Annotated in this window: 20 protein-coding genes; 16 read left to right on the top strand and 4 right to left on the bottom strand. The window is 67.4% G+C overall.

The genetic code is table 11. From position 1 onward, the window contains the following. The first annotated feature begins 81 nt into the window (after positions 1 to 81). The 12 genes from ACLSSQ_RS06710 (at position 82) to ACLSSQ_RS06655 (ending at position 12,285) form a co-directional block, all read left to right on the top strand. On the top strand, positions 82 to 507 hold the full coding sequence (locus ACLSSQ_RS06710) for a c-type cytochrome (protein ID WP_014238123.1): 426 nt from the start codon (positions 82 to 84) through the stop codon (positions 505 to 507). Between the two features lie 53 nt (positions 508 to 560). Then, a complete protein-coding gene (locus tag ACLSSQ_RS06705; protein ID WP_014238124.1) occupies positions 561 to 1,937 on the top strand; it encodes a cbb3-type cytochrome c oxidase subunit I in 1,377 nt (458 codons plus the stop codon). Between the two features lie 285 nt (positions 1,938 to 2,222). Further along, entirely contained in the window at positions 2,223 to 3,515 is a 1,293-nt protein-coding gene (locus ACLSSQ_RS06700) for a porin (protein ID WP_416244121.1), read from the top strand. A gap of 10 nt (positions 3,516 to 3,525) precedes the next feature. Beyond that, the gene (locus tag ACLSSQ_RS06695; RefSeq protein WP_205229889.1) at positions 3,526 to 3,972 is read left to right on the top strand and encodes a hypothetical protein; all 447 of its coding nucleotides are present in this window, start codon (positions 3,526 to 3,528) and stop codon (positions 3,970 to 3,972) included. Then, positions 3,969 to 6,350, top strand: a complete 2,382-nt coding sequence (locus ACLSSQ_RS06690; protein WP_205229890.1) for a putative bifunctional diguanylate cyclase/phosphodiesterase — start codon at positions 3,969 to 3,971, stop codon at positions 6,348 to 6,350. Before ACLSSQ_RS06695 ends, ACLSSQ_RS06690 begins: the two co-directional genes overlap by 4 nt. 96 nt (positions 6,351 to 6,446) lie before the next feature. Continuing rightward, positions 6,447 to 7,049 (top strand): cytochrome c oxidase subunit 3 family protein, encoded by a 603-nt coding sequence (locus ACLSSQ_RS06685; RefSeq protein WP_130458795.1) that lies wholly within the window; start codon positions 6,447 to 6,449, stop codon positions 7,047 to 7,049. A gap of 10 nt (positions 7,050 to 7,059) precedes the next feature. After that, entirely contained in the window at positions 7,060 to 7,350 is a 291-nt protein-coding gene (locus ACLSSQ_RS06680; protein WP_130458796.1) for a cytochrome C oxidase subunit IV family protein, read from the top strand. Next, positions 7,350 to 8,141, top strand: coding sequence for a CbbQ/NirQ/NorQ/GpvN family protein (locus ACLSSQ_RS06675; protein WP_130458797.1), 792 nt, complete (start codon positions 7,350 to 7,352; stop codon positions 8,139 to 8,141). Before ACLSSQ_RS06680 ends, ACLSSQ_RS06675 begins: the two co-directional genes overlap by 1 nt. A 9-nt stretch (positions 8,142 to 8,150) precedes the next feature. After that, a complete protein-coding gene (locus tag ACLSSQ_RS06670; RefSeq protein ID WP_014238131.1) occupies positions 8,151 to 8,555 on the top strand; it encodes a hypothetical protein in 405 nt (134 codons plus the stop codon). Between the two features lie 24 nt (positions 8,556 to 8,579). Further along, positions 8,580 to 9,572 (top strand): 4Fe-4S binding protein, encoded by a 993-nt coding sequence (locus ACLSSQ_RS06665; RefSeq protein WP_130458798.1) that lies wholly within the window; start codon positions 8,580 to 8,582, stop codon positions 9,570 to 9,572. Between the two features lie 92 nt (positions 9,573 to 9,664). Continuing rightward, a complete protein-coding gene (locus tag ACLSSQ_RS06660) occupies positions 9,665 to 11,512 on the top strand; it encodes a nitric oxide reductase activation protein NorD (RefSeq protein WP_205229892.1) in 1,848 nt (615 codons plus the stop codon). A gap of 32 nt (positions 11,513 to 11,544) precedes the next feature. Next, complete coding sequence (locus ACLSSQ_RS06655; RefSeq protein WP_014238134.1) at positions 11,545 to 12,285, top strand: Crp/Fnr family transcriptional regulator; 741 nt, start codon at positions 11,545 to 11,547, stop codon at positions 12,283 to 12,285. A 12-nt stretch (positions 12,286 to 12,297) separates the two neighbouring features. Here the strand turns inward: ACLSSQ_RS06655 and ACLSSQ_RS06650 are convergent, their stop codons facing one another. Continuing rightward, entirely contained in the window at positions 12,298 to 13,032 is a 735-nt protein-coding gene (locus ACLSSQ_RS06650) for a S1 family peptidase (RefSeq protein ID WP_416244120.1), read from the bottom strand. A gap of 227 nt (positions 13,033 to 13,259) precedes the next feature. Here ACLSSQ_RS06650 and ACLSSQ_RS06645 point away from each other — a divergent pair, with 227 nt between their 5' ends. Genes ACLSSQ_RS06645 through ACLSSQ_RS06635 form a run of 3 tightly spaced genes read left to right on the top strand, consistent with a single transcriptional unit; the run spans position 13,260 to position 15,438 of the window. After that, on the top strand, positions 13,260 to 13,781 hold the full coding sequence (locus ACLSSQ_RS06645) for a PAS domain-containing protein (RefSeq protein WP_152088918.1): 522 nt from the start codon (positions 13,260 to 13,262) through the stop codon (positions 13,779 to 13,781). Then, on the top strand, positions 13,756 to 15,051 hold the full coding sequence (locus ACLSSQ_RS06640; protein ID WP_014238137.1) for a methyl-accepting chemotaxis protein: 1,296 nt from the start codon (positions 13,756 to 13,758) through the stop codon (positions 15,049 to 15,051). The genes ACLSSQ_RS06645 and ACLSSQ_RS06640 overlap by 26 nt, the downstream gene beginning before the upstream one ends. An 18-nt stretch (positions 15,052 to 15,069) precedes the next feature. Then, positions 15,070 to 15,438, top strand: a complete 369-nt coding sequence (locus tag ACLSSQ_RS06635; protein WP_014238138.1) for a response regulator — start codon at positions 15,070 to 15,072, stop codon at positions 15,436 to 15,438. 179 nt (positions 15,439 to 15,617) lie between these two features. Here the strand turns inward: ACLSSQ_RS06635 and ACLSSQ_RS06630 are convergent, their stop codons facing one another. Both ACLSSQ_RS06630 and nirJ read right to left on the bottom strand, forming a co-directional pair. Next, complete coding sequence (locus tag ACLSSQ_RS06630) at positions 15,618 to 17,216, bottom strand: cytochrome D1 domain-containing protein (RefSeq protein WP_416244119.1); 1,599 nt, start codon at positions 17,214 to 17,216, stop codon at positions 15,618 to 15,620. Then, the gene (nirJ, locus tag ACLSSQ_RS06625; protein WP_416244118.1) at positions 17,213 to 18,388 is read right to left on the bottom strand and encodes a heme d1 biosynthesis radical SAM protein NirJ; all 1,176 of its coding nucleotides are present in this window, start codon (positions 18,386 to 18,388) and stop codon (positions 17,213 to 17,215) included. Before nirJ ends, ACLSSQ_RS06630 begins: the two co-directional genes overlap by 4 nt. Before the next feature lie 201 nt (positions 18,389 to 18,589). Here nirJ and ACLSSQ_RS06620 point away from each other — a divergent pair, with 201 nt between their 5' ends. Further along, on the top strand, positions 18,590 to 19,336 hold the full coding sequence (locus ACLSSQ_RS06620) for a tRNA pseudouridine(65) synthase TruC (RefSeq protein WP_152088914.1): 747 nt from the start codon (positions 18,590 to 18,592) through the stop codon (positions 19,334 to 19,336). Between the two features lie 16 nt (positions 19,337 to 19,352). On the opposite strand, the gene rnr is transcribed toward ACLSSQ_RS06620, so the two are convergent. Further along, positions 19,353 to 21,740 (bottom strand): ribonuclease R, encoded by a 2,388-nt coding sequence (gene rnr / locus ACLSSQ_RS06615; protein ID WP_416244117.1) that lies wholly within the window; start codon positions 21,738 to 21,740, stop codon positions 19,353 to 19,355. Positions 21,741 to 21,869: the final 129 nt, after the last annotated feature.

Genomic DNA, 21,869 nt, shown 5'->3' with positions numbered 1-21,869 from the left:
GGCTGCATAAGGAGCCCCGTCGCTACTCTCCGCACTGCCGTGTTCCATCTTTATTTTTTCCTCTCATGAAAGGAGGGCAGCATGAGCGGCGCTTTCACTAAGTCGATGGCGCGCAATATCTTTTTCGGCGGAACGGTCTTTTTCTTTCTGCTGTTCTTGGCATTGTCGTTCGACTCAACCGCAACACTGCCGAAGCGCGATAACCGGGCCAATCTGACCCCGGCCGTCGCCAACGGTAAAAAAATCTGGGAAACCCGTAACTGCATCGGCTGCCACACGCTGCTGGGCGAAGGCGCTTACTTTGCGCCCGAGCTGGGCAATGTGTATCCCCGCCGCGGTGGTGACTTCATCAAAGCCTGGATCAAGGGCCAACCCAGCGGTGCCCCCGGCCGTCGCCAGATGCCTCAGTTCAACCTGACTGAGCAGCAACTGGACGATCTGGTGGCTTTCCTCAAGTACACCTCTGAGATCAATACCGCCAACTGGCCGCCCAACATCGAGGGCTGATGCCTCGACGCGGACCCCAGAAAAACAGAGCTTACGCTTAAGGAGTCATCGCTATGCAATATAAATCCCAGGCCGTTGCCACGCCGTATTTCATCGCGGCAATCGGTCTTTTCGTCGGGCAGATCATATTCGGGCTGATCATGGGCCTGCAGTATGTGATCGGGGACTTCCTGTTCCCGATGATCCCCTTCAACGTGGCCCGCATGGTCCACACCAACCTGCTCATCGTGTGGCTGCTGTTCGGCTTCATGGGTGCGGCCTACTACATGATCCCGGAAGAATCGGAAACCGAGCTGTTCAGTCCCAAGCTGGCGCTCGCCATGTTCTGGATCTTCCTGGTGGCAGGGGCCCTGACCATCGTCGGCTACCTGGCGGTTCCCTACGCCACCCTGGCCGAGCTGACCGGTAACGACCTGCTCGAAACCATGGGCCGCGAGTTCCTGGAACAGCCGCTGATCACCAAGGTGGGTATCGTCATCGTCGCCCTGGCCTTCCTCTTCAACATCAGCATGACCGTGCTGAAGGGGCGCAAGACCTCCATCTCCCTGGTGATGCTGCTGGGTCTGTGGGGTCTGGCCGTGTTCTTCCTGTTCTCCTTCTACAACCCCACCAACCTGGTCCTGGACAAGTTCTTCTGGTGGTGGACGGTGCACCTCTGGGTGGAAGGCGTGTGGGAACTGATCCTCGGCGCCATGCTGGCCTTCGTGCTGATCAAGGTGACGGGCGTGGACCGTGAAGTCATCGAAAAGTGGCTCTACGTCATCATCACCCTGACCCTGGTCACCGGCATCATCGGTACCGGTCACCACTACTTCTGGATCGGCACGCCCGAATACTGGCAGTGGTGGGGTTCCGTGTTCTCCGCCCTGGAGCCCATCCCCTTCTTCGCCATGACCGTGTTCGCCTTCAACATGGTGAACCGCCGTCGTCGCGAACACCCCAACAAGGCCGCCACCCTGTGGGCCCTGGGGACCGGTGTGATGGCTTTCCTGGGCGCCGGCGTGTGGGGCTTCCTGCACACCCTGGCTCCGGTGAACTACTACACCCACGGCACCCAGATCACGGCAGCCCACGGCCACATGGCCTTCTACGGTGCCTACGTGATGGTGAACCTGACCATGATCTCCTACGCCATGCCCATCCTGCGCGGCCGTGCTGCCAACAGCAACAAGTCCCAGGTCCTGGAAATGTGGAGCTTCTGGCTGATGACGATCTCCATCGTCTTCATCACCCTGTTCCTCACCGCCGCCGGCATCCTGCAAGTCTGGCTGCAGCGCGTCTCCGAGACCCCCCTGTCCTTCATGGCAACCCAGGACAAGATCTCCCTGTTCTACTGGATGCGTGAGTGGACCGGCGTGGTCTTCCTCATCGGCCTGATCCTGTACATCGCCAGCTTCTTCGTGAAGGGCGAGGACAAGGCAGCCGCCTGAGGTCCCGGCAACACCTCCGCCCCCGCCGCCCCAACCGCGGCGGGAGCGGAACCAGCAACACCTTTTTTGTCACCTCCCAACCTCCGTTGACAAACCGGCGCACTCGCAAGGGTCCGCCGGATTTTTTTTGCCCCGCCGAACGGCCGGGACCGCAGCCAGCGGGCCTGCCGGCGTGTATTAATTGCTTTTACGCAGTGCAGCAATTGGTTAAGCTGCGTCAAGAACAGACTGACAGCCAACAGACGCAATTCCCTCGAGCCGCACCAGGGGGGGTGGAATTGACCAATGTATAAAGAAAACAGTCTTGCCCAGAACCGTCCCGACCCCGGCCCGATGCTGGCGCCGGGGCCGTCTGCAGCCTTCCTCGCAGCCCTGCTCGGCGCCCTGCTCTGCCTGCCGCTCGCGGCCGCCGCGGACGCTGCCGACAGCCTGGAGAACGAGCCCGCGCGCCTGCATCTGCGGGGTTTCGGCACCCTGGGCCTGACCCGCTCCTCCGCCGACGGCGCCGACTTCGTGCGGGACCTCTCCCAGCCCCGGGGCACCTCCGGCAGCAACTGGTCGTCCCGGGTGGACAGCGTGCTCGGCCTGCAGGCCAACTGGCAGGCCACCGACCAGCTCGAGGCGGTGGTCCAGGGGGTCACCCGCTACCGTTACGACCAGACCTACCAGCCCGAACTGACCTGGGCCTACCTCAAGTACGACCCCACCCCCTCCCTCAGCCTGCGGGCCGGCCGCCTCGGCACCAATTTCTTCATGCTCGCCGATTCCCGCCTGGTGGGCTATTCCTACCTGGCGGTACGGCCCTCGGTGGATTACTTCACCTCCCTGCCCTTCTCCCACGTGGACGGGGTGGACGGCAGCTTCACCTTCCCCCTGGGGCCGGGCCTGGGCAAGGTGCAAGCCTTCAGCGGCCGCATGCACGGCAGCCTGGCCCTGGGCGACCAGCAATGGCAGATGGGCGGCTCCAGCATGTACGGCGGCCACCTGGACTACCTGCAGGGCCCGTGGACCCTGCGGGCCGGCTACGCCCACCTGCGCTTCGGCCAGAACCTGCCCATCGACCCGGTGGTTAACGGCCTGCGGGCCAGCGGCGTGCCCAGCGCCGCCGCCGCGGCCGACGCCCTCGGCACCCAGGACAAGGACAGCGAGTACTACTCCCTCGGCACCCTCTACGAATCCGGCCCCCTGCAGGCCCAGCTGATGCTCAACCGCATCCGCCAGCAGAGCGCCGCCTTCCAGGATTCCCGGGCCGGCACCCTGCTGGCCGGCTACCGCATCGGCCAGTTCACGCCCTACGCCGGCTATTCCTGGCAGAAATCCACGCCCAAGAGCCTGACCACGGGACTGCCCCCTGGCCTGCTGAATGCGGCCGTCAGCAGCATCCTGGCCAATTCCCGCAGCCACCAGCACACCGTGACCCTGGGCCTGCGCTGGGACTTCCGCACCAACATGGACCTGAAGCTGCAGTACGACGCCGTGCGCGGCAGCAGCGACTCCATCTTCCCCACCCGCCGCGACACGCCGGGCTGGAACGGCCACACCGACGTCATCAGCATCGTCACCGACTTCATTTTCTGAGACGACGCCCGTGAAACCCCGCCTCCTGCCCCGCCTCCGCCTCGTCCTGGCCCTGCTGCTCCCCGCAGCCGGGCAGGCCGCCGGCGACCTGGTGGTGGTGGTCAATCCCCGCAGCGGCGTGGAAAAACTGAGCCGGGAAGACGTCACCAACATTTTCCTCGGCCGCTACCGCCAGTTCCCCTCCGGCCTCACCGCCGTGCCCCTGGAACTGCCCCAGGAATCCCTGGAGCGGACCCAGTTCTACTGGCGCCTGGTGGGCAAGAGCCCGGCGGAGATCAATGCCTACTGGGCCCGGGTGATCTTCTCCGGGCGCACCTCGCCGCCCCTGCAGCAGCAGTCGCCGGACATGCTGCTCAACACCGTGGCCAGCAACCGGGGCGCCATCGGCTACCTGGACCGCAGCCGGGTGGACGGCCGGGTCAAGGTGGTGCTGGAACTGGAGAACCGGACCCCATGAGATGCCCGCCCAAACGCAACATCCTCAGCCGGGCCGTCTGGGCCATGGCCGGGGTCACCCTGCTGGTGGGCACCCTGGTGATCGGCATCACCTGGGTCGTCACCAACCACCTGGCCCAGCAGGAGGCCAACAACCGACTGGGGGAACTGCTCGACACCATCGAGGAGACGGTGCGCATCGCCTGTTTCATCGAAGACGCCCAGCTGGCGACGGAAGTGGCCCGGGGCCTGATCCGCAACAGCGAGGTGGCCGCCGTCAGCATCCGCAGCCTGAACCAGGAGCTGGGGCGGGAGGAGCGCAGCGGCCAGTTGTCCCAGAACAGCGCCGCCGCCCTGCGGCGGGACATCTACTCCCCCTTCGACCCCACCCGCCGGGTCGGTGAAATCGAGCTGCAACCCAACCGGGAAGCCCTGGAACAACGCACCTTCCGCGAGAGCCTGTTCGTCGGCCTGGTACTGGCCGCCCAGCTGGCCCTGCTGACCCTGGCGGTGATCTTCATCGTCCTGCGCCTCATCGTCGCCCCCATCAAGGCCATCTCCGACCGCCTGCACCTGCTCAAGCCGACCCTGGGCGAGCGGCTGCCGGCGCCCCCCGGCCACGGCGGCAACGAAATCGGCCGCCTGGTGGACGATATCAACGGTCTCACCGAGGACCTGGTGGCCGCCCTGGAGGAGGAGCACAGCCTGCGCCTGCGCCAGGCCATGGACGAGCGCAAGTACCGGGACATTTTCGAAAATGCGGAATCGGGCATTTTCGTGGCCGACGGCCAGGGCACCCTGCTCTCCCACAACCGTTCCCTGGCCCGCCTCAGCGGCCAGGAGGAGCGGCCGGGCGGCATGCCGCCCAACCTGCTGGCCCTGCCCTGGGGCCAACCGGAGCAGACGGCAGCCCTGCTGCGCAGCTGCCTGGAAAGCAACAGCGCCCAGGAGGACGACCTGGAACTGGCCCTGCCGGACAATCCGCGCTGGCTGCACCTGAGCCTGACCCCCATCGGCGACGCCCTGGTCCAGGGCATCGCCAGCGACATCACCCAGCGCAAGCTGGTGGAGACCTTCGCCCAGCGCATGACCGTCACCGACCTGCTGACCAGCCTGGGCAACCGCATGGGCCTGGAGCAGCAGATCCGGGAAATGATCATCCTCCATCCCGAGCAGCCCTTCGCCCTGCTGCTCATCAACCTGGACGGCTTCAAGCGCATCAACGATGGCCAGGGCTTCGACGTGGGCAACGAACTGCTGCTGATGGCCGCCAACCGGCTGCGCAACTGCATCAAGGGCAGCGACTGGCTGGGCCGCACCAGCGGCGACGAATTCGCCCTGCTCCTGCCCAATGTGGAAGGTCAGGAGATTCCCGCCAAGGTGGCCCACCGCATCGTCGAGACCCTGGGCCTGGCCTACGAGCTGGGGGACACCCCGGCCTTCGTCGGCAGCAGCGTCGGCATCGCCCTCTACCCGGAGGACGGGCGGGAACTGCTGACCCTGCTGCGCAACGCCGAACTGGCCCTGGACCGGGTCAAGCGCAGCGGCGGCCGGGACTACCAGTTCTTCCACCCCTCCATGGCCGCCGCCGCCGAGAACCGGCGCCGCCTGGAGAACGAACTGCGCCTGGCGGCGGAGCGCCAGGAGCTGCGCCTGTTCTACCAGCCCATCGTGGACATCCAGCAGAACCGCCTGGCCGGGGCCGAAGCCCTGATCCGCTGGGTCCATCCCCAGCAGGGCATGGTGCCGCCGGACGACTTCATCCCGGTGGCGGAGGAAACCGGCCTGATCCAGGAAATCGGCCTGTGGGTGCTGGAGACGGCCTGCGACCAGCTGCAGCAGTGGCGCCGGGAAGGCCGGGAGGACCTGTACCTCTCCATCAACGTCTCCGGCAGCCAGATTCCCCACGGCCTGCCGCCCTCGGCGGTGATGGAGGCCCTCAGCCGGCGCAGCCTGCCCCCCGGCGCCCTGGTCCTGGAAATCACCGAGGGCGTACTCATGTCCGACATGAAGCAGGCCCTGGAGTGGCTGCAGGCCCTGCGCCAGGTGGGCATCCGCATCTACCTGGACGATTTCGGCACCGGCTATTCCTCCCTCTCCTACCTGAAGCGTTTCCCGGTGACCACGGTCAAGGTGGACAAGTCCTTCGTCCGCGACATGGGCCAGGACAGCAGCGACCGGGCCCTGGTGGAGGCCATCGTCGCCATGACCCGCAGCCTGGGCCTGGAGGTGGTGGCCGAAGGGGTCGAGAACGAGGCCCAGCTGGCCCTGCTGCGCGGCATGGGCACCCGCTACGGCCAGGGCTACCACTTCTCCCGCCCGGTGCCCGCCGGCGACTTTTCCACCGTCGCCGAGCGTCTCGAGGCCCTGCTGCAGGCGGCTTCCGCCCCCCCCGGCTAGGGCCTGCCGCGGCCCGCGGCGGTGTCGGCCACCTTTTGCCGGAGTTCTTAGCAGGTATCAAAGTCGCCCCCGGGCCCCCTTCCTATACTGGGGCCCATGGATACCCAAGCCCTTGCCATTGAGTCCCCCGCCAGCGAGCGCCGCCTGCCAGGCGACCTGGCCATCTGGTTCTTCATCTGCGCCGAACTGCTGGCCTTCTGCGTCTTCTTCGCCGCCTACGCCTTCACCCGGGCCAAGCACGTGGAACTGTTCAACGCTGAACAGCTGGCCCTGGACCGCAACGCCGGCGCCCTCAACACCATCCTCCTGCTCACCGCCAGCTACTTCGTGGTGCGCGCCGTGCAGGCCGCCGAAGCGGGCCTCAGGGACAAGGTGGCGCCCTGGCTGGCCGCCGGCTTCCTCTGCGGCAGCGGCTTCGTCGCCGTCAAGCTGGTGGAGTACGCCGACAAGCTGGGGGCCGGCATCACCCTGTCCACCAGCCCCTTCTACATGTTCTACCTCTCCCTCACCTTCTTCCACTTCATGCACGTGCTGCTGGGGCTGGTGATCCTGGCCGTCCTCTGGTTCCAGGCCCGCCGCGGCAACTACGGCCCGGACAACGGCACCGCCATGAACAACCTGCACAGCGGCGCCTCCTACTGGCACATGGTGGACCTGGTGTGGATCATCCTCTTCCCCCTGGTCTATGTACTGCGCTGAGAACGGAACCATGGACAACCTGACCCACGTCGCCGCCCCCTACAGCACCCGCCGCAGCACCGTCGTCTGGCTGCTGCTCATCGCCGCCACCCTGGCCACCTGGACCGTCGGCGAGGAAGGCATCAGCGGCCCCGCCGCCGTCGCCAGCCTGCTGCTCATCGCCGCCTTGAAGAGCCGGGCGGTGATCCTCGACTTCATGGGCCTGCGCCACGCCCCCCTGCTGTGGAAGGGCATCACCCTCGGCTGGGTGGTCCTGGTCTGCGGCCTCATTGCTATCGCCTACTGGAAAGGAATGCCCTGATGGACATGGCCGCCACCCTGCCCTTCTACGACGCTGCCGCCGATGAAGTGGAAATTTTCGAGCACGCCTGGAAGAACCGGCTGCCCCTCCTGATCAAGGGCCCCACGGGCTGCGGCAAGACCCGCTTCGTCGCCCACATGGCGGCCAAGCTGGGCCTGCCCCTGTTCACCGTGGCCTGCCACGACGACCTCACCGCCGCCGACCTGGTGGGCCGCCACCTCATCGGCGAAGGCAAGACCCTGTGGTGCGACGGCCCCCTCACCCGGGCTGTGCGCGAAGGCGGCATCTGCTACCTGGACGAGGTGGTGGAAGCGCGCAAGGACACCACCGTGGTGCTGCACCCCCTGGCCGACGACCGCCGCATCCTGCCCATCGACCGCACCGGCGAGGTGCTGGAGGCGCCGGATTCCTTCATGCTGGTGGTGTCCTACAACCCGGGCTACCAGAACCTGATGAAGGGCATGAAGCCTTCCACCCGACAGCGCTTCGTCTCCCTGCGCTTCGACTTCCCCGGCAGCGCCCGGGAGATCGCCATCCTGCGCGGCGAAACCGGCTGCGACGAGGACCTGGCCAAGCGCCTGGTGGCCATTGCCCAGGCCCTGCGCACCCTCAAGGACCAGGACCTGGAGGAAGCCGCCAGCACCCGCCTGCTGGTCTACGCCGCCACCCTGGTGAAGGCCGGCATGGACCCGGTCACCGCCTGCCGCGCCGCCATGGTGGAAAGCCTCACCGACGACGTGGAAACCGCCGGCGCCCTGATGGAAATCGTCAACGCCACCTTCGGCCGCTGAGCCGCCGCCATGGCCAGCCCCAGCGCCCCTGCAGACAACCCGGAAGGCACCGGCCTGGCCATCGCCGCCGAGGCCCTGTTCCTGGTCAATCTCCTGGCCCTGCCGGGCCTGGCCTTCGCCGCCCTGGCCTGGCTGTGGTGGCGCCACGGCGGCACGGCGCCCCTGCTGGCCCGCCAGCACCTGCAGCAGACCTTCTGGGTCAGCGCCTGGGGCGGCCTGCTCATCGTCACCCTGTCCGCCGGCTTCATCGCCCTGGGCGGCCTCAACTGGGAATGGACCTGGGTCGCCGTCATCCTCTATTTCACCTGCGTCCATTCGGCCCTGGTGGTGGGCGGCATCGTCGGCCTGGCCAGCGCCATGGCCGGACAGCCCTGGCGCTTCCCCCTGATCGGCCCGCGCCTGCCCCGGGCCTGAGAAGGCCCTGCCCTTTCCATTTCCATGAACCAGCGCGTCATTCCCATCATTCCGGCGGCCCAGGCCGTGGCCGGCAACCAGCGCGTGCAGCGGCAACGGCTGGCGGCCCAGATGGGCTTCTTCGTCCTCTTCGCCCTGGCGCCGGTGTTCGACCTGTTCCGCTACGACCTGGCCCGCGGCCACGCCCTCTTCCTCACCTTCGAATGGCGCCTGGGCCTGGACCAGTTCCTGGCCGGCCGCATCGGCGCCGGCGAAGCCGCCTTCAACGTCCTCACCCGGCTGTTCCTGCCCATTCTCGCCGGCGCCGCCGTCTTCCTCTGGGCCGCCTGGAAATGGGGCCGCCTCTACTGCGGCTGGCTGTGCCCCCACTTCTCCGTGGTGGAGACCATCAACCGGGTGATGATCCGGGCCTCGGGCAAGCACAGCCTGTGGGACAAGAAGCCCATCTCCCCCTGGCGCCCCGACGGCACCCCGGCGCCCCGGGGCCCGATCTGGTGGCTGGCGGTGCTGCCCCTGGCGGTGGCCTTCGCCTTCGTCTGGGCGGTGGTCTTCCTCACCTACCTGCTGCCGCCCATGGAGGTTTACGCCAACCTCTTCAACGGGGAACTGACGCGCAACCAGCTCATTTTCATCGCGGCCGCCACTACGGTCATTTCCCTGGAATTCCTTTTCGCCCGCCACCTCTTCTGCCGCTATGCCTGCGCCGTCGGCCTGTTCCAGAGCCTGGCCTGGATGGGCAACAAGGACGCCCTGGTGGTGGGCTTCAACCGGCAGCGCACGGCCGAATGCGCCGACTGCCTGCCGGACCGGCAATCGGCCTGCGACGCCGTCTGCCCCATGCGCCTCAAGCCCCGCACCCTGAAACGCATGATGTTCGCCTGCACCCAGTGCGGCCAGTGCCTGGACGCCTGCGCCCAGAGCCAGGGCCGCCAGGGCCAGCCGCCCCTGCTGCAGTGGGTGGAGGCGGAGGCGGCGCGGCAGAACGAGGCCGGATTTTCCGCGGTGGACCGGCCATGATCCGGCACCGCCCCAAGAACCGCATGGATAAAGGGCCCCAGGCCGGCGCTCAGGCCCTCGCGGCGCCCCTGGCGGCCCATTAAGGAACGGCCATGGAAGAATTCGTCGGCAAACTCTGGCACCGCTGGATCACCCAGGCCGCGGGCGGCCACTACCCCAAGGCGGCAGTCAAGCTGAAGGAAGTGGAACGCACCGCCGGCATCCTCTTCCGCGCCTTCGGCGGCGACCCCGGCCTGCGCGTCGCCGCCGCCGTCGAAGTGCGCCATGGCGCCCGCCGCCGCTGGCTGTCCCGGGTTGCCGGCAGCGACGAAAAGGCCACTCCCGCCACCCTGGATCTGGCCACCCTGCGCCTGCCGCCGGAAATCGCCGCCTTCCCCGACGCCGCCCTCAACCGGGACCTCTACCTGTGGCTGGCCGCCCTGGCCGCCGCCGGCCAGCAGCCCGGGGCCGCCGCCGAGGCCGATCCCTGCCGGCGCAACCAGGCCGCCACCCAACGCGCCCTGGCCCGCTGGCCCGGCCTGGCGCCCCGCTACCGGCGCCTGGTGCAGGCCCACCTGGCCCAGCGCCTCAACCCCGACAGCCTGCCCGCCGCCGAGCGGCCGCGGGAAGAGGCCATCCGCCGCGCCCTGCTGGAGCCGGGCAGCGTCGAGGCCCTGCCCCGCTCCCCGGTGCCCTCCCGCCCGGTGATGCTGTGGCTGGGCGACTTCGGCACCGAGCCGCACGGCGCCACCCAGCCCAGCCGCGAGGCGCCCACCGAGGACCAGGCCGGCAGCCAGCAGCTGAAGGAAGAGGAGGAACGGCGCGCCCACCAGACCGAGCGGGTGGAAATGCCGACGGAGAAGAACGGCATGCTGATGATGTTCCGGGCCGAGAGCATTTTCAGCTGGGGCGAATACGTGAAGGTGAACCGCCCCACCGACGACGACCCCAACGAGGATGCGGTGGCCGCCGCCAACGACCTGGACCAGCTGGCCCTGGCCGACGACAGCGAGAAGGTGGCCTCCAAGGTGCGCTTCGACCTGGACCTGCCCTCTGCCGCCGAGGACGACGTGATCCTGGGCGACGGCATTCCCCTGCCCGAATGGGACTACCGCAAGGGCCAGCTGCTGGAGGAGCATGTGCGCCTGCTGGAAGTGACGCCCCAGGCCGCCAGCGACAGCGCCCTGCCGCACCGCCTCGCCCGCACCGCCCGCCGCCTGCACCAGCAGTTCGCCGCCCTGCTGCCGGCCCGGCGCTGGCTCAAGGGCCAGCCCGACGGCCAGGAACTGGACGTGGATGCGGCAGTGCGCGCCCACGCCGACCGGGCCACCGGCGGCCACCCCACGGACAACCTCTACCTCTCCCTGGAAAAGCGGGAGCGGGACCTGGCCTGCCTGGTGCTGGCCGACCTCTCCCTGTCCACCGACACCTGGGTCAGCGACGAGGCCCGGGTCATCGACGTGGTCAAGGACGCCCTGCTGCTGTTCGGCACCGCCATGGGCGCCACCGGCGACGCCTTCGCCCTGTGCGGTTTCTCCTCCTTGAAGCGCAGCCAGGTGCGCTTCTCCCGCCTCAAGGATTTCGGCCAGAAGTTCGACGCCGCCGCCCGGGGCCGCATCCTGGCCCTCAAGCCCGGCTACTACACCCGCCTCGGCGCCGCCATCCGCCATGCCTCCAGCCAGCTGGCGCGGCAGCCGGCCAGCCGCCGGGTGCTGCTGATCCTCTCCGACGGCAAGCCCAACGACCTGGATATCTACGACGGCCGCTACGGCATCGAGGACACCCGCATGGCCATCATCGAGGCGCGCAAGCTGGGCCTGCAGCCCTTCTGCGTCACCATCGACCGGGAAGGGGCCTCCTACCTGCCCCACCTGTTCGGCCCCGCCGGCTACGCGGTGATCCGCAAGCCGGAGGAACTGCCCCGCCGCCTGCCCCTGCTTTACGCCCAACTGACGCGCTGACCCACCGCCTCCCAGGAAACGAAGGTAAGCCCATGAACAACAGCACCTGCCTCCTGCCCCCGGATTCGGGCACCCCGCCCGATCCCCGCATCATCGCCCTGCTGCGGGAAACCAGCCTCTTCGCCGAACTGGAGGAGCCCGACCTGGAGCGCCTGGCCCGGGGCGTGCGCGAGGTCGAGGCCGGCCGCGGCGACATCCTCTTCCACAAGGGCGATCCCTGCCGCGGCTTCCACCTGCTGCTGGCGGGGCAGGTGAAGCTGGCCTTCAATTCCAACCAGGGCAACGAAAAGGTGGTGGAACTGATCCACCCGGGCCAGACCTTCGGCGAGGCGGTGATGTTCATGGAAAAGCCCTACGCCCTCTTCGCCCAGGCCCTGACCCGCTCCCGCCTGCTGCACATTTCCAAGCTGGTGCTGTTCCACGAAATGGACCAGGACCCCCTGCTGTGCCGCAAAATGATCAGCAGCCTCTCCCGCCGCCTGCACCACCGGGTGGTGGATGTGGAAGCCTATTCCCTGCAGTCCGGCTGGGAGCGCATCGTCGGCTTCCTGCTGCGCGGCGCCGAGGCGCCGGAGGCCGGCAGCGGCAACTGTCCGCGTCAGGCCGTGGTGCGCCTGCCCAGCAGCAAGGGCAACATCGCCTCCCGCCTCAACCTGACCCAGGAACACTTCTCCCGCATCCTGCACGACCTGGCCGGCCGCGGCCTGGTGGTGGTGGACGGCCGCACCATCCACATTCCCGACGTGGAGGCCCTGCGTCTGGCGTCGCCCTAGGCCGCGCCCGACTCAGTCCCGGGTCAGGGTCAGGAGGATGTCCGCATACCAGGCGCAGTTGAGGCCCAGGGCCTCATCCACCTCCGCATCCCGTCCGCCCGCATCGAGCCGGGCCGAATGCACGCCGAGCAGCAGCCAGGGCAACTCGCCCCGACTCCCGTCGCCGTCGGGCAGACGCATCACCACCGGCGCACCACTGGTGCCGCGGTGGGTGCGGGCATCGGTGAGGAAATAGCCCTGGCCCTGGAAGCGCAGGCCGAAGGACGAGGCCACCACCGCCTGGCGCGCCACCGGCATGTGGTGCAGCTGGTCGTGGAAGCCCAGGGGGAAGCCGACGATGAGCAGGGAACTGCCCACCTCCACCCGGTCCCGGCGGCCAGCCAGGTGGGCCGGCGTGAAGGCGGCATGGAGCGTGGTCGGCGGCAGGGCCGCCCGCTCGATCTCGATCGCCGCCACGTCGATCTCCCCGGCCCCGTCCTCGCCCTGGCGCCACAGGCTGCGGCCGTCCCGGTAGAGGGGAATGGAAAAGCCGGTGGCGGCGGCCAGGTTGGCCGGATCGGTATGCAGCTCGATCTCGATGCGCTCCGGATGGTGGCCGCTGGCGGCATCGCACAGCACATGGCGGCTGGTGACGAGAAACAGGCGACTCTCGTCCGGGGCGAAGAAAAAGCCGCTGGCATTAGTCAGGGCCCGGCCGGCGCCGAAAGTGCATACCCGTACTGCCGTCAACAAAATGGATTCGATCATGATCCTGGCACCTTTCGTCCCCAGGCCAAAAAAGGCTCCCGCCGAAGGGGGCGGGCACCGCCTGGAAAGCTATTGTGGGGCAAAGCGGAGAGCCTGCCCCGGACATTTGCCGACAGGGCCCCGGCAAAAGGCAAATATCGGCCCCGCAAGCTTTCCAATCCCCGTGCCACAAGGTAGATTACGGCCCCGGGAGGTATAGCTTCTTCCAGACGAGGAGCGAGACAAAAATGAAGGATAAATCCATCGTTCCCACCAACCGGGAACGGGTCATGCGCGACAACGATTTCATCGTCAGCAAGACCGACCTGAGCGGCCGCATCACCTACGGCAACGAGATTTTCATCGAGTTTTCCGGCTACAGCGAAGCCGAGCTGCTGGGCACCCAGCACAACATCATCCGCCACCCGGACATGCCCCGGGCCGCCTTCAACCTGGTGTGGGACACCCTCAAGTCGGGCCGGGAAATCTTCGCCTACGTGAAGAACATGTCCAAGGACGGCAGCTTCTACTGGGTCTTCGCCCACATCACCCCGGACTTCGGCCCCAAGGGCGACATCGTCGGCTACTACTCGGTGCGCCGCTGCCCCAGGCGCAGCGCCATCGACAAGATCGTGCCGGTGTACCAGCAGATGCTGGCGGCCGAAAAGGCCGCCGGCAGCAAAGACGCCATCGCCGCCGGCACCAAGGTGCTGACCGACCTCCTGCAATCTTCCGGAATGAGCTATGAACAGCTGGTTCTCTCACTTTGACAAGCGGCGCTGGCCGCTCCTGATCCTGGTGCTGGCCGGTGCCGGCCTGGCCTTCCTCGACCCGCTCTACGCCCTGCCGGCCCTGCTGCTGGCGGCCCTGCTGCTGGTCCTGCCCGCCGCCTCCCGCCAGGAGCGCCTGAAAGAGCTGAACGCCCTGATGGACAAGGTGCAGAACGGCCTGCTGGTGGAGCGTATGCCCCGCAGCATCGACGATCCCCAGCTCGACGCCATCCGCATCAGCATCAACTCGGCCCTGGACCAGACCGAAACCGCCTTCCGCGAAATGCTCGGCGCCATGGCTGCCTCGACCCAGGGCCGCCCCTGGCGCCGCCTGCACACCGCGGGCCTGCACGGCACCTTCCGCGACGTGCTGGAACAGATGCAGGGCATGCTCGACCGCCTCGACGAGGCCCGGGAATCCGTGGCCCGGGAGGCCCTGCTGTCGAAAATCTTCCTGCGTTCGGAACGGGGCCTGTCCACCGCCATCGGCCGGGTCAGCGAGGCCCTGGAAACCGTGGCCCAGGAATCGGCCCAGGCCGAATCCCTGGCCCGGGCCTTCGCCGAATCCGCCGGCGCCATGTCCGGCGCCGCCGAATCCATGTCCGCCGCCCTCGGTCAGGCCCAGACCTCGGCCCAGCACAGCGCCGAAGCCCTGCACGAGCTGGACGGCAAGACCAACGCCATCCGCCAGCTGACCGGCCACATCGACGCCATCGCCAAGCAGACCAACCTGCTGGCCCTCAACGCCGCCATCGAGGCGGCCCGGGCCGGCGAGACGGGCCGCGGCTTTGCCGTGGTGGCCGACGAGGTGCGCAAGCTGGCCGACCAGTCCCAGAAGGCCGCGGTGGAGATCACCCAGGCCATCGGCGACGTTTCCGGCGCCATGGAAGACGTCTCCCGGCGCATGGAAGAACTGGGGGGCGCCGTCTCCGACGCCCGCGGCACCGCCGACACCTTCAGCCAGGAACTGGCCGGCTCCGCCAGCTCCGCCTCCGTGGTGGAGGAACTGGCGGGCACCATCGGCCAGGGTGCCGGCAGGATGGAAACCTCCATGCGCATGGTGTCCCTGGCCCAGAAGGCCCGGGCCGACGTCAATGCCATCATCAACGGCGAGCAGGTGGAAATCGCGAGCCGCTCCGCCACCGAACGGGCGGCCCTGGAACTGGCCGCCACCCGCAAGTGGACCGAAGGCAGCGCCGAGCGGGATGCCCTGGTGGAAATGTACGACGAGCTGTTCGCCTACATCGAAAGCCAGAACGCCGCCCTCTAGGCGGCGTCAGCTCCGGCCATGGCAGCCAAGACCCTCCTGGTGGTGGACGACGTGGAGTCCATGCGCGGCATCCTCACCGCCATCGCCCAGGAGGTGGGCTTTGCCGTCAAGCAGGCTTCCCACGGCCAGGCCGGCCTGGAGATGGTGCAGGCCGGCGGCATCGACGCCATCGTCAGCGACTGGAACATGCCGGTCATGGATGGCGGCCAGTTCGTCCGCGCCCTGCGGGCGGCGGGCCACCAGATGCCGGTGATCATGGTCACCGTGGAAGCGGACCAGAACCGGGTGCGGGAACTGATCCAGACCGGCATCCAGGGCTACATCGTCAAGCCCTTCAAGGCGGAAACGGTGCACCGGGCCCTGGAAAAGCTGTTGCAGCGGCTCTGACGGAACAGCTCCCGGGTTACCGGGCCCCTGCCTCCCCTGGTCACATCCAGGGCGCTGCTGCCCGGCCGGGCAGCCCCCCTTCCCATCACCCCTTACTCAGGCCATCCCCACCGCCGTAGCGGCAAGCGGAGGGCCCGCAGCGGACCCCGAGCGACGGAGCCCGGACTGCCGAGCCCAGCCTAGTGGCTGGTGCCTTCGGAACGGGTGATCTTGTTCCACACGTTGTACTTGCCCACGGGCTTCTTCATGGGCAGGCGCTTCACCTCTTCCAGGGTCCTGGCGTCGTAGATGATCAGGGCGCCATCCATCTCCCACAGGCTGGCCAGGGCATAACGGCCGTCCTTGGTGAACTCGATGTGGGCCAGGGTCTTGCCGGGGACGGGCTTGAGTTCCTTGACGATCTCCAGCTTGTCCTTGTCGATCACCTGCAGGGTGTCCTTGGCCGGGCTCATCATGGAATCGACGAAGGCGTAGCGGCTGTTCTCGTGGCTGCGCAGGAAGAAGCCGGCTCCCCGGGTGACGATGTCCTTCACCGGTTTCCAGTCCTTCATGTCGATCACCGTCACCTTGCCTTCCTTGAGGTTGGTGGAGGCCATCACGGTGCGCCCCTGCCAGTTCCAGGTGATGCCGGAGCCCAGGTGGGGCATGCCGGAGAGCTGCAGTTCGGAGACCTTGCGCCGGGCATCCAGGTTCACCACCTGGCCCTTGCCTTCCCGGCTGGTGCCCATCACCTCGGAATAGCTCTGGTCGAAGAAGAAATCGTCCAGGGAATCGGTGAGGCGGGTGCGGCGGGGGTTGAGGAAGCCGGGCACCGAGACCCCTTCCTTGTACTGGTAGTCGTGCACCAGGCCGTCGTAGATGGGATGGGCTTCCGGGTCGTAGCTGATTTCCCAGACCTCGGGCATGTCCTTCATGGCGGCGACGAAGCTCTTGCGCGGGGCGGCGTCGTACACCGCGGAGACCCGGGAGCTTTCCTTGCCGTCGGCGCTCTTCGCCTCCATCACCTTGATCAGGTTGAGGTCGGCGTCGAACAGCACCAGATCCTGGGGCAGGTAGTTGGCGGCCATGACGTACTTGCCGTCGCCGGAGACGGCGGCGTTGCGGGTGTTGATGCCGGCCCGCACCTCGGCCACCACTTTCAGGTTCCACAGGTCGAACTTGGTCAGCCAGCCGTCCCGGGAGGCGAAATACACGAAGCGGCCGTCGGGGGAGAACTTGGGCCCGCCGTGGAGGGCGTAGCGGGACTGGAAGCGGTGGATGGGCTCCAGCTTGTCGCCGTCGAGGATGGAGACGTGATGGTCGCCCCCTTCCACCACCACGAAGAGGTTCATGGGGTCGGCCTTGAACACCGGCTTGGGCGAGAGGGTCTTCTCGTCCACATGCTGGATGCGGGAGGCGCGGATGTCCTTCTCCGTCCAGGTGGGCTTGGGGTTCACCGGGGCGTAGGCGTAGTCGGCCAGGGCGGCGATGTCGGCCTCGCTCAGCTGGTCCTTGAAGGCCGGCATCTGGGTGGCGGCCCGGCCTTCCCTGATGGTCTTGAGGGCTTCGGCCTTTCTCAGCCGTTCCAGGTTTTCCGGCAGCAGGGCCGGGCCCATGCCCCCCAGGCGGTCGGCACCGTGGCAGGCGGCGCAGTGCTGCTGGAACAGGGCCGGGGCGTTGGCATCGGCGGCGTGGGCCGGCCGGCTGGCCAGCCACAACGCCCCCAGGCCCAGGGGCACGGAAAACAGCCAGAAGGCCAGGGAGGATGGCCGCCTGGCGGCCTGGACGCAGGTTTTCATAGGGATACCTCGGTTACCTTTTTGACGCCGATTTCTTCGTCGCTGAGATAGCAGGCCGGGTCTTCGGCCCAGGGATTGCCGGTCAGCTGCTGGGCCCGCACCCGGGTGTTGCCGTTGCAGATGTTGAGGTAGGCGCAGGCGCCGCAGCGCCCCTCCACGGGCCGCGGGTGCTGCTTGAGGCCGGCCATGAGGGGGTCGGAGAGATCGTTCCACAAGGTGGAGAAGGGCCGCTCCTTGACGTTGCCCAGGGTGTGGTGCCACCACATGGTGTCCGGATGCACATTGCCCAGGTTGTCGATGTTGGCCACATTGACGCCGCTGGCGTTGCCGCCCCACTGCTCCAGCTTGGCGCGGATGTGGGAGACCTTGTCCGGGAAGCGGCGGGCCACCCAGCGCAGCAGGTACACGCCGTCGGCGTCGTTGTTGCCGGTGACGAATTCCTTGTGCGGGCCACCCTGCCGGCTCATTTGGCTGTATTCCCAGCAGGTGTCCAGAAGCAGGTCCATGGCCTGGCGGGTGGCCAGGTGATGGGTGTCGGTGGCCCGGTTCTTGTTGCCCCGGCCGGCGTAGTTGAGGTGGGAGAAGTAGAACTTGTCGATGCCCTCGGCCTCGATCAGCTTGAGCAGGCCGGGCAGGTCGTGGGCGTTGTCCTGGGTCATGGTGTAGCGCACGCCCACCTTGATGCCCTGTTCCTTGCACAGGCGGATGCCGGCCAGGGAGGCGTCGAAAGCCCCTTCCAGGCGGCGGAACCTGTCGTGGGTCTCCTTGATGCCGTCCAGGCTGACGCCCACGTAGTCGAAGCCGATGTCGGCGATGGCGTCGATATTGGCTTCGTTGATGAGGGTGCCGTTGGAGGAAAGGCCGACGTAGAAGCCCATGCCCTTGGCGCGGCGGGCGATGTCGAAGATGTCGGGCCGCAGCAGGGGCTCGCCGCCGGAGAGGATCAGCACCGGCACGCGGAAGGCCTTGAGGTCGTCCATCACGGTGAACACCTGCTCGGTGTTCAGTTCGCCGGGAAAATCCTTGTCGGCGGAGATGGAGTAGCAGTGCTTGCAGGTGAGGTTGCAGCGGCGCACCAGGTTCCAGATCACCACCGGCCCGGGCGGATTGCGGCGGGGGCCGACGGTGCTGGGGGTCACCAGCTCGTCCATGAATTGGGAGATGCGGAACATTTTTTCTTCCCTGGAGATCGTGGCTGCCATTGAACGCGGGAAGAAATGGGGCGTCGTTGATACGCATCAAGACAGCTGCGGGATGGGCGCCAGGGCGGCCTTCGGCGGATACGGAGAGGCCGGCGGGAAGCCCTCGGGCAGCAATTCCTGCTAGGATGCCCCTCCCCTTTGCCACCACCGTTACCGAGGAAAACCGAGCGGATGCTGCCGATTATCTACCGCGACGAGCACCTGATCGCCATCCACAAGCCCCCCGGCCTGCTGGTGCACCGCTCCCTGGTGGACCGGCACGAGACCCGCTTCGCCGTGCAGCTGCTGCGGGACCAGATCGGCCAGTGGGTCTACCCGGCCCATCGCCTGGACCGGGGCACTTCCGGCGTGCTGCTGTTCGCCCTCAGCAGCGACATGGCCCGGGAACTGGGGCGCCAGTTCGAGGCCCAGACGGTGCACAAGACCTATGTGGCGGTGGTGCGCGGCCATCCGGAGGAAGCCGGCGTCATCGACCATGCCCTCAGCCGCCAGTTCGACGACGGGGAATGGCAGGGGGAGCGCATGAACCGGGAGCCCCAGGCCGCCCTCACCCGCTACCGGCGCCTGGCCACGGTGGAACTGCCGCTGGCGGTGGACCGCTATCCCAGCAGCCGCTACGCCCTGCTTGAACTGGAGCCGGCCACCGGCCGGCAGCACCAGCTGCGGCGCCATCTCAAGCACATCGCCCATCCCATCATCGGCGACGCCACCTACGGCAAGGGCAAGCACAACCGCTTCTTCGCCCAGCACTTCGCCTGCCCGCGCCTGCTGCTGGCCTGCCTGCGTCTGGAAGTGAGACACCCGGCCAGCGGCGCCCCCCTGCTGCTGGAAGCGCCCCTGGAGGGCGATTTCGCCCGGCTGGTGGCCGAGCTGGGCTGGGCCCAGGCCCTGCCGGCGGGACTCGCCGGCCAGACCTGAGACACGGCAACGGGGCCTAGCGCCCCTTGCGGCCGCCGTTGTTGGCGCCGCCCCTGCTGGCGGACTTGCTGCCGCCCTTCGCCCCGCCCTTGCCGCTCCGCTTGGGAGCGCCCGTCTTGGCAGCGGCCGGACTCTTGCCGCGATGACCGCCCTGACCCGGACCGCCCGCTTTGCCGCCAGGGGCGGACTTGCCGGGCTTGCCACCGCCGGAACCCGCACGGGGCTTGCCTTGCGGAGCAGCTGCCCCCAGGGCTGGCTTGCCCGTGGTGTTCTTGCGCCAGGTCACCACCTCGTCGTCGCCGGCCGGACCATCCTTCTTTTCCTGGGCCAGGATGAAGTCGATGCGGCCGGACTCCAGGTCGGCCCGTACCAGCTTCACCCGCAGGCGGTCGCCGAGGCGGAAGCGCTTGCCGCTGCGTTCGCCCAGCATCTGGTGCTTGGCCGGCTCGAAGTGGAAGTAGTCCTCGCCCAGTTCGGAAACGTGCACCATGCCTTCGACGAAGACCTCGTCCAGGGCGACAAAGATGCCGAAGGCGGCGACGCCAGCGATGGTGCCCTCGAATTCCTCCCCGATGCGCTCCTTCATGTAGAAGCACTTCAGCCAGTTGTCCACGTCCCGGGTGGCCTCGTCGGCCCGGCGCTCGGTGCCGGAGCAATGCAGGCCGATGTCTTCCCACTTGCCCGGGTTGTAGGTCTCGCCGGCCAGCACGGCCTTGATGGCACGATGCACCAGCAGGTCGGGATAGCGACGGATGGGCGAGGTGAAGTGGGTGTAGGCCTCGTAGGCCAGGCCGAAGTGGCCCAGGTTTTCCGGGGCGTACTGGGCCTGGCGCAGGGAGCGCAGCATCACCGTCTGCAGCAGCTGGGTGTCGGGACGGCCCTGGATCTTTTCCAGCAGCTCGGCGTAATCCTTGGCCTTGGGCTCGTCGCCGCCGGCCAGGGAGAAGCCGAATTCGCCGAGGAAGGCCCGCAGGTTCTCCAGCTTTTCCGGCGTCGGTCCCTGGTGCACCCGGTACAGGCAGGCCTGCTTGTGCTCATGCAGGAAGCCGGAGGCGCAGACGTTGGCCGCCAGCATGCATTCCTCGATCAGGCGGTGGGCGTCGTTGCGCACCACGGGCACGATGTTCTCGATCTTGCCCTGGGCGTTGAACAGCATCTGGGTTTCCACCGTCTCGAAGTCGATGGCACCCCGCTTCTTGCGCGCCTTGAGCAGCACCTGGAAGAGCTTGTAGAGGTTCTGCAGGTGGGGCTGCAGGGCCTGATGCACCTCGTTCTCCGGCTGGCTTTCGCCGGACAGCCAGCCCCACACCTGGTTGTAGGTGAGGCGGGCATGGGAGCGGAACACGGCCGGGTAGAAGCGGTACTTGCCAATGCTGCCGGTGGCGCTGATGTTCATGTCGCACACCATGGCCAGCCGTTCCACGTCCGGATTGAGGGAGCAGATGCCGTTGGAAAGCTTCTCCGGCAGCATGGGAATGACCCGCCGCGGGAAATACACCGAGTTGCCCCGGTCGTAGGCCTCCTGGTCCAGGGCCATGCCCGGGCGCACGTAATGGGAGACGTCGGCGATGGCCACCACCAGGCGCCAGCCCCGGCCCACCTTCTCGCAGAAGACCGCATCGTCGAAGTCCCGGGCGGTCTCGCCGTCGATGGTCACCAGGGGCAGCTCACGCAGGTCTTCGCGGCCCTTGAAGTCGCTCTTCTTGACCTTGTCCGGCACCGCCTTGTTTTCAGCCTGGGCTTCCTTGGAAAACTCGAAGGGCAGGTCGTGCTTGCGCAGGGCGATTTCGATTTCCATGCCCGGGTCGGCATAGTTGCCGAGAATCTCGACAATGCGGCCGATGGGCTGGGAATAGCGGGAGGGCTGCTCCAGGATTTCCACCATCACCACATTGCCGGGCCGGGCCTTGAGCTTGGCCCGCTTGTCGGTCATGGCGGCGGGGGGAATCAGGATGTCCTGGCTGATGCGCTTGTTCTCGGCCACCACGAACTGAATGCCGTGCTCTTCCATGAGCCGGCCCACCAGGCGGGTGTTGGCCCGCTCCAGCACTTCGACGATGGTGGCCTCGCGGCGGCCGCGGCGGTCCAGGCCGATGCAGCGCACCAGCACCCGGTCGCCGTGCAGCACCTTGTCCATCTGCTTGGGCTCGAGGAACAGGTCGTCGCTGCCATCATCCGGTTTGACGAAGCCGAAGCCGTCCGGATGGCCTTCCACCTTGCCCGGAATCAGGTCCGCCTTCTCCGGCAGGATGTAGGAGTTCTTGCGGTTGCGCAGCAGCTGGCCGTCCCGCTCCATGGCGTTGAGACGGCGCTGGAAGAGGTCCTCCTCATCCCGGCTGATGTCCAGCAGGGCCACCAGCTGGTCGAAGGAAACGGGGCGTCCCTGGTCCTGCAGCAGCTGCATGGTGTATTCCCGGGACGGCAGGGGAATCTCGTACTTTTGGCACTCCCTTTCAAAGAAGGGATCGTTTTTTCTGGTTTTGGATAGTTTTCTAGTTGACATGGTCTTTATTTACCTTATAATCGCGCCTTC

Source organism: Azospira sp. APE16, assembly GCF_047901315.1.
Taxonomy (GTDB): domain Bacteria; phylum Pseudomonadota; class Gammaproteobacteria; order Burkholderiales; family Rhodocyclaceae; genus Azospira; species Azospira oryzae.
This window is presented reverse-complemented; position numbering and strand designations above follow the sequence as displayed.

Bases quoted from the DNA above. Each gene is read 5' to 3' on its own strand.
- ACLSSQ_RS06630 (WP_416244119.1), bottom strand. From the start codon at position 17,216: ATGAAAACCTGCGTCCAGGCCGCCAGGCGGCCATCCTCCCTGGCCTTC.
- ACLSSQ_RS06680 (WP_130458796.1), top strand. From the start codon at position 7,060: ATGGACAACCTGACCCACGTCGCCGCCCCCTACAGCACCCGCCGCAGC.
- ACLSSQ_RS06620 (WP_152088914.1), top strand. From the start codon at position 18,590: ATGCTGCCGATTATCTACCGCGACGAGCACCTGATCGCCATCCACAAG.
- ACLSSQ_RS06710 (WP_014238123.1), top strand. From the start codon at position 82: ATGAGCGGCGCTTTCACTAAGTCGATGGCGCGCAATATCTTTTTCGGC.
- ACLSSQ_RS06655 (WP_014238134.1), top strand. From the start codon at position 11,545: ATGAACAACAGCACCTGCCTCCTGCCCCCGGATTCGGGCACCCCGCCC.
- ACLSSQ_RS06640 (WP_014238137.1), top strand. From the start codon at position 13,756: ATGAACAGCTGGTTCTCTCACTTTGACAAGCGGCGCTGGCCGCTCCTG.
- ACLSSQ_RS06685 (WP_130458795.1), top strand. From the start codon at position 6,447: ATGGATACCCAAGCCCTTGCCATTGAGTCCCCCGCCAGCGAGCGCCGC.
- ACLSSQ_RS06665 (WP_130458798.1), top strand. From the start codon at position 8,580: ATGAACCAGCGCGTCATTCCCATCATTCCGGCGGCCCAGGCCGTGGCC.
- ACLSSQ_RS06635 (WP_014238138.1), top strand. From the start codon at position 15,070: ATGGCAGCCAAGACCCTCCTGGTGGTGGACGACGTGGAGTCCATGCGC.
- ACLSSQ_RS06660 (WP_205229892.1), top strand. From the start codon at position 9,665: ATGGAAGAATTCGTCGGCAAACTCTGGCACCGCTGGATCACCCAGGCC.
- nirJ (WP_416244118.1), bottom strand. From the start codon at position 18,388: ATGTTCCGCATCTCCCAATTCATGGACGAGCTGGTGACCCCCAGCACC.
- ACLSSQ_RS06705 (WP_014238124.1), top strand. From the start codon at position 561: ATGCAATATAAATCCCAGGCCGTTGCCACGCCGTATTTCATCGCGGCA.
- ACLSSQ_RS06670 (WP_014238131.1), top strand. From the start codon at position 8,151: ATGGCCAGCCCCAGCGCCCCTGCAGACAACCCGGAAGGCACCGGCCTG.
- ACLSSQ_RS06650 (WP_416244120.1), bottom strand. From the start codon at position 13,032: ATGATCGAATCCATTTTGTTGACGGCAGTACGGGTATGCACTTTCGGC.
- ACLSSQ_RS06700 (WP_416244121.1), top strand. From the start codon at position 2,223: ATGTATAAAGAAAACAGTCTTGCCCAGAACCGTCCCGACCCCGGCCCG.
- ACLSSQ_RS06690 (WP_205229890.1), top strand. From the start codon at position 3,969: ATGAGATGCCCGCCCAAACGCAACATCCTCAGCCGGGCCGTCTGGGCC.
- rnr (WP_416244117.1), bottom strand. From the start codon at position 21,740: ATGCAGCTGCTGCAGGACCAGGGACGCCCCGTTTCCTTCGACCAGCTG.
- ACLSSQ_RS06645 (WP_152088918.1), top strand. From the start codon at position 13,260: ATGAAGGATAAATCCATCGTTCCCACCAACCGGGAACGGGTCATGCGC.
- ACLSSQ_RS06675 (WP_130458797.1), top strand. From the start codon at position 7,350: ATGGACATGGCCGCCACCCTGCCCTTCTACGACGCTGCCGCCGATGAA.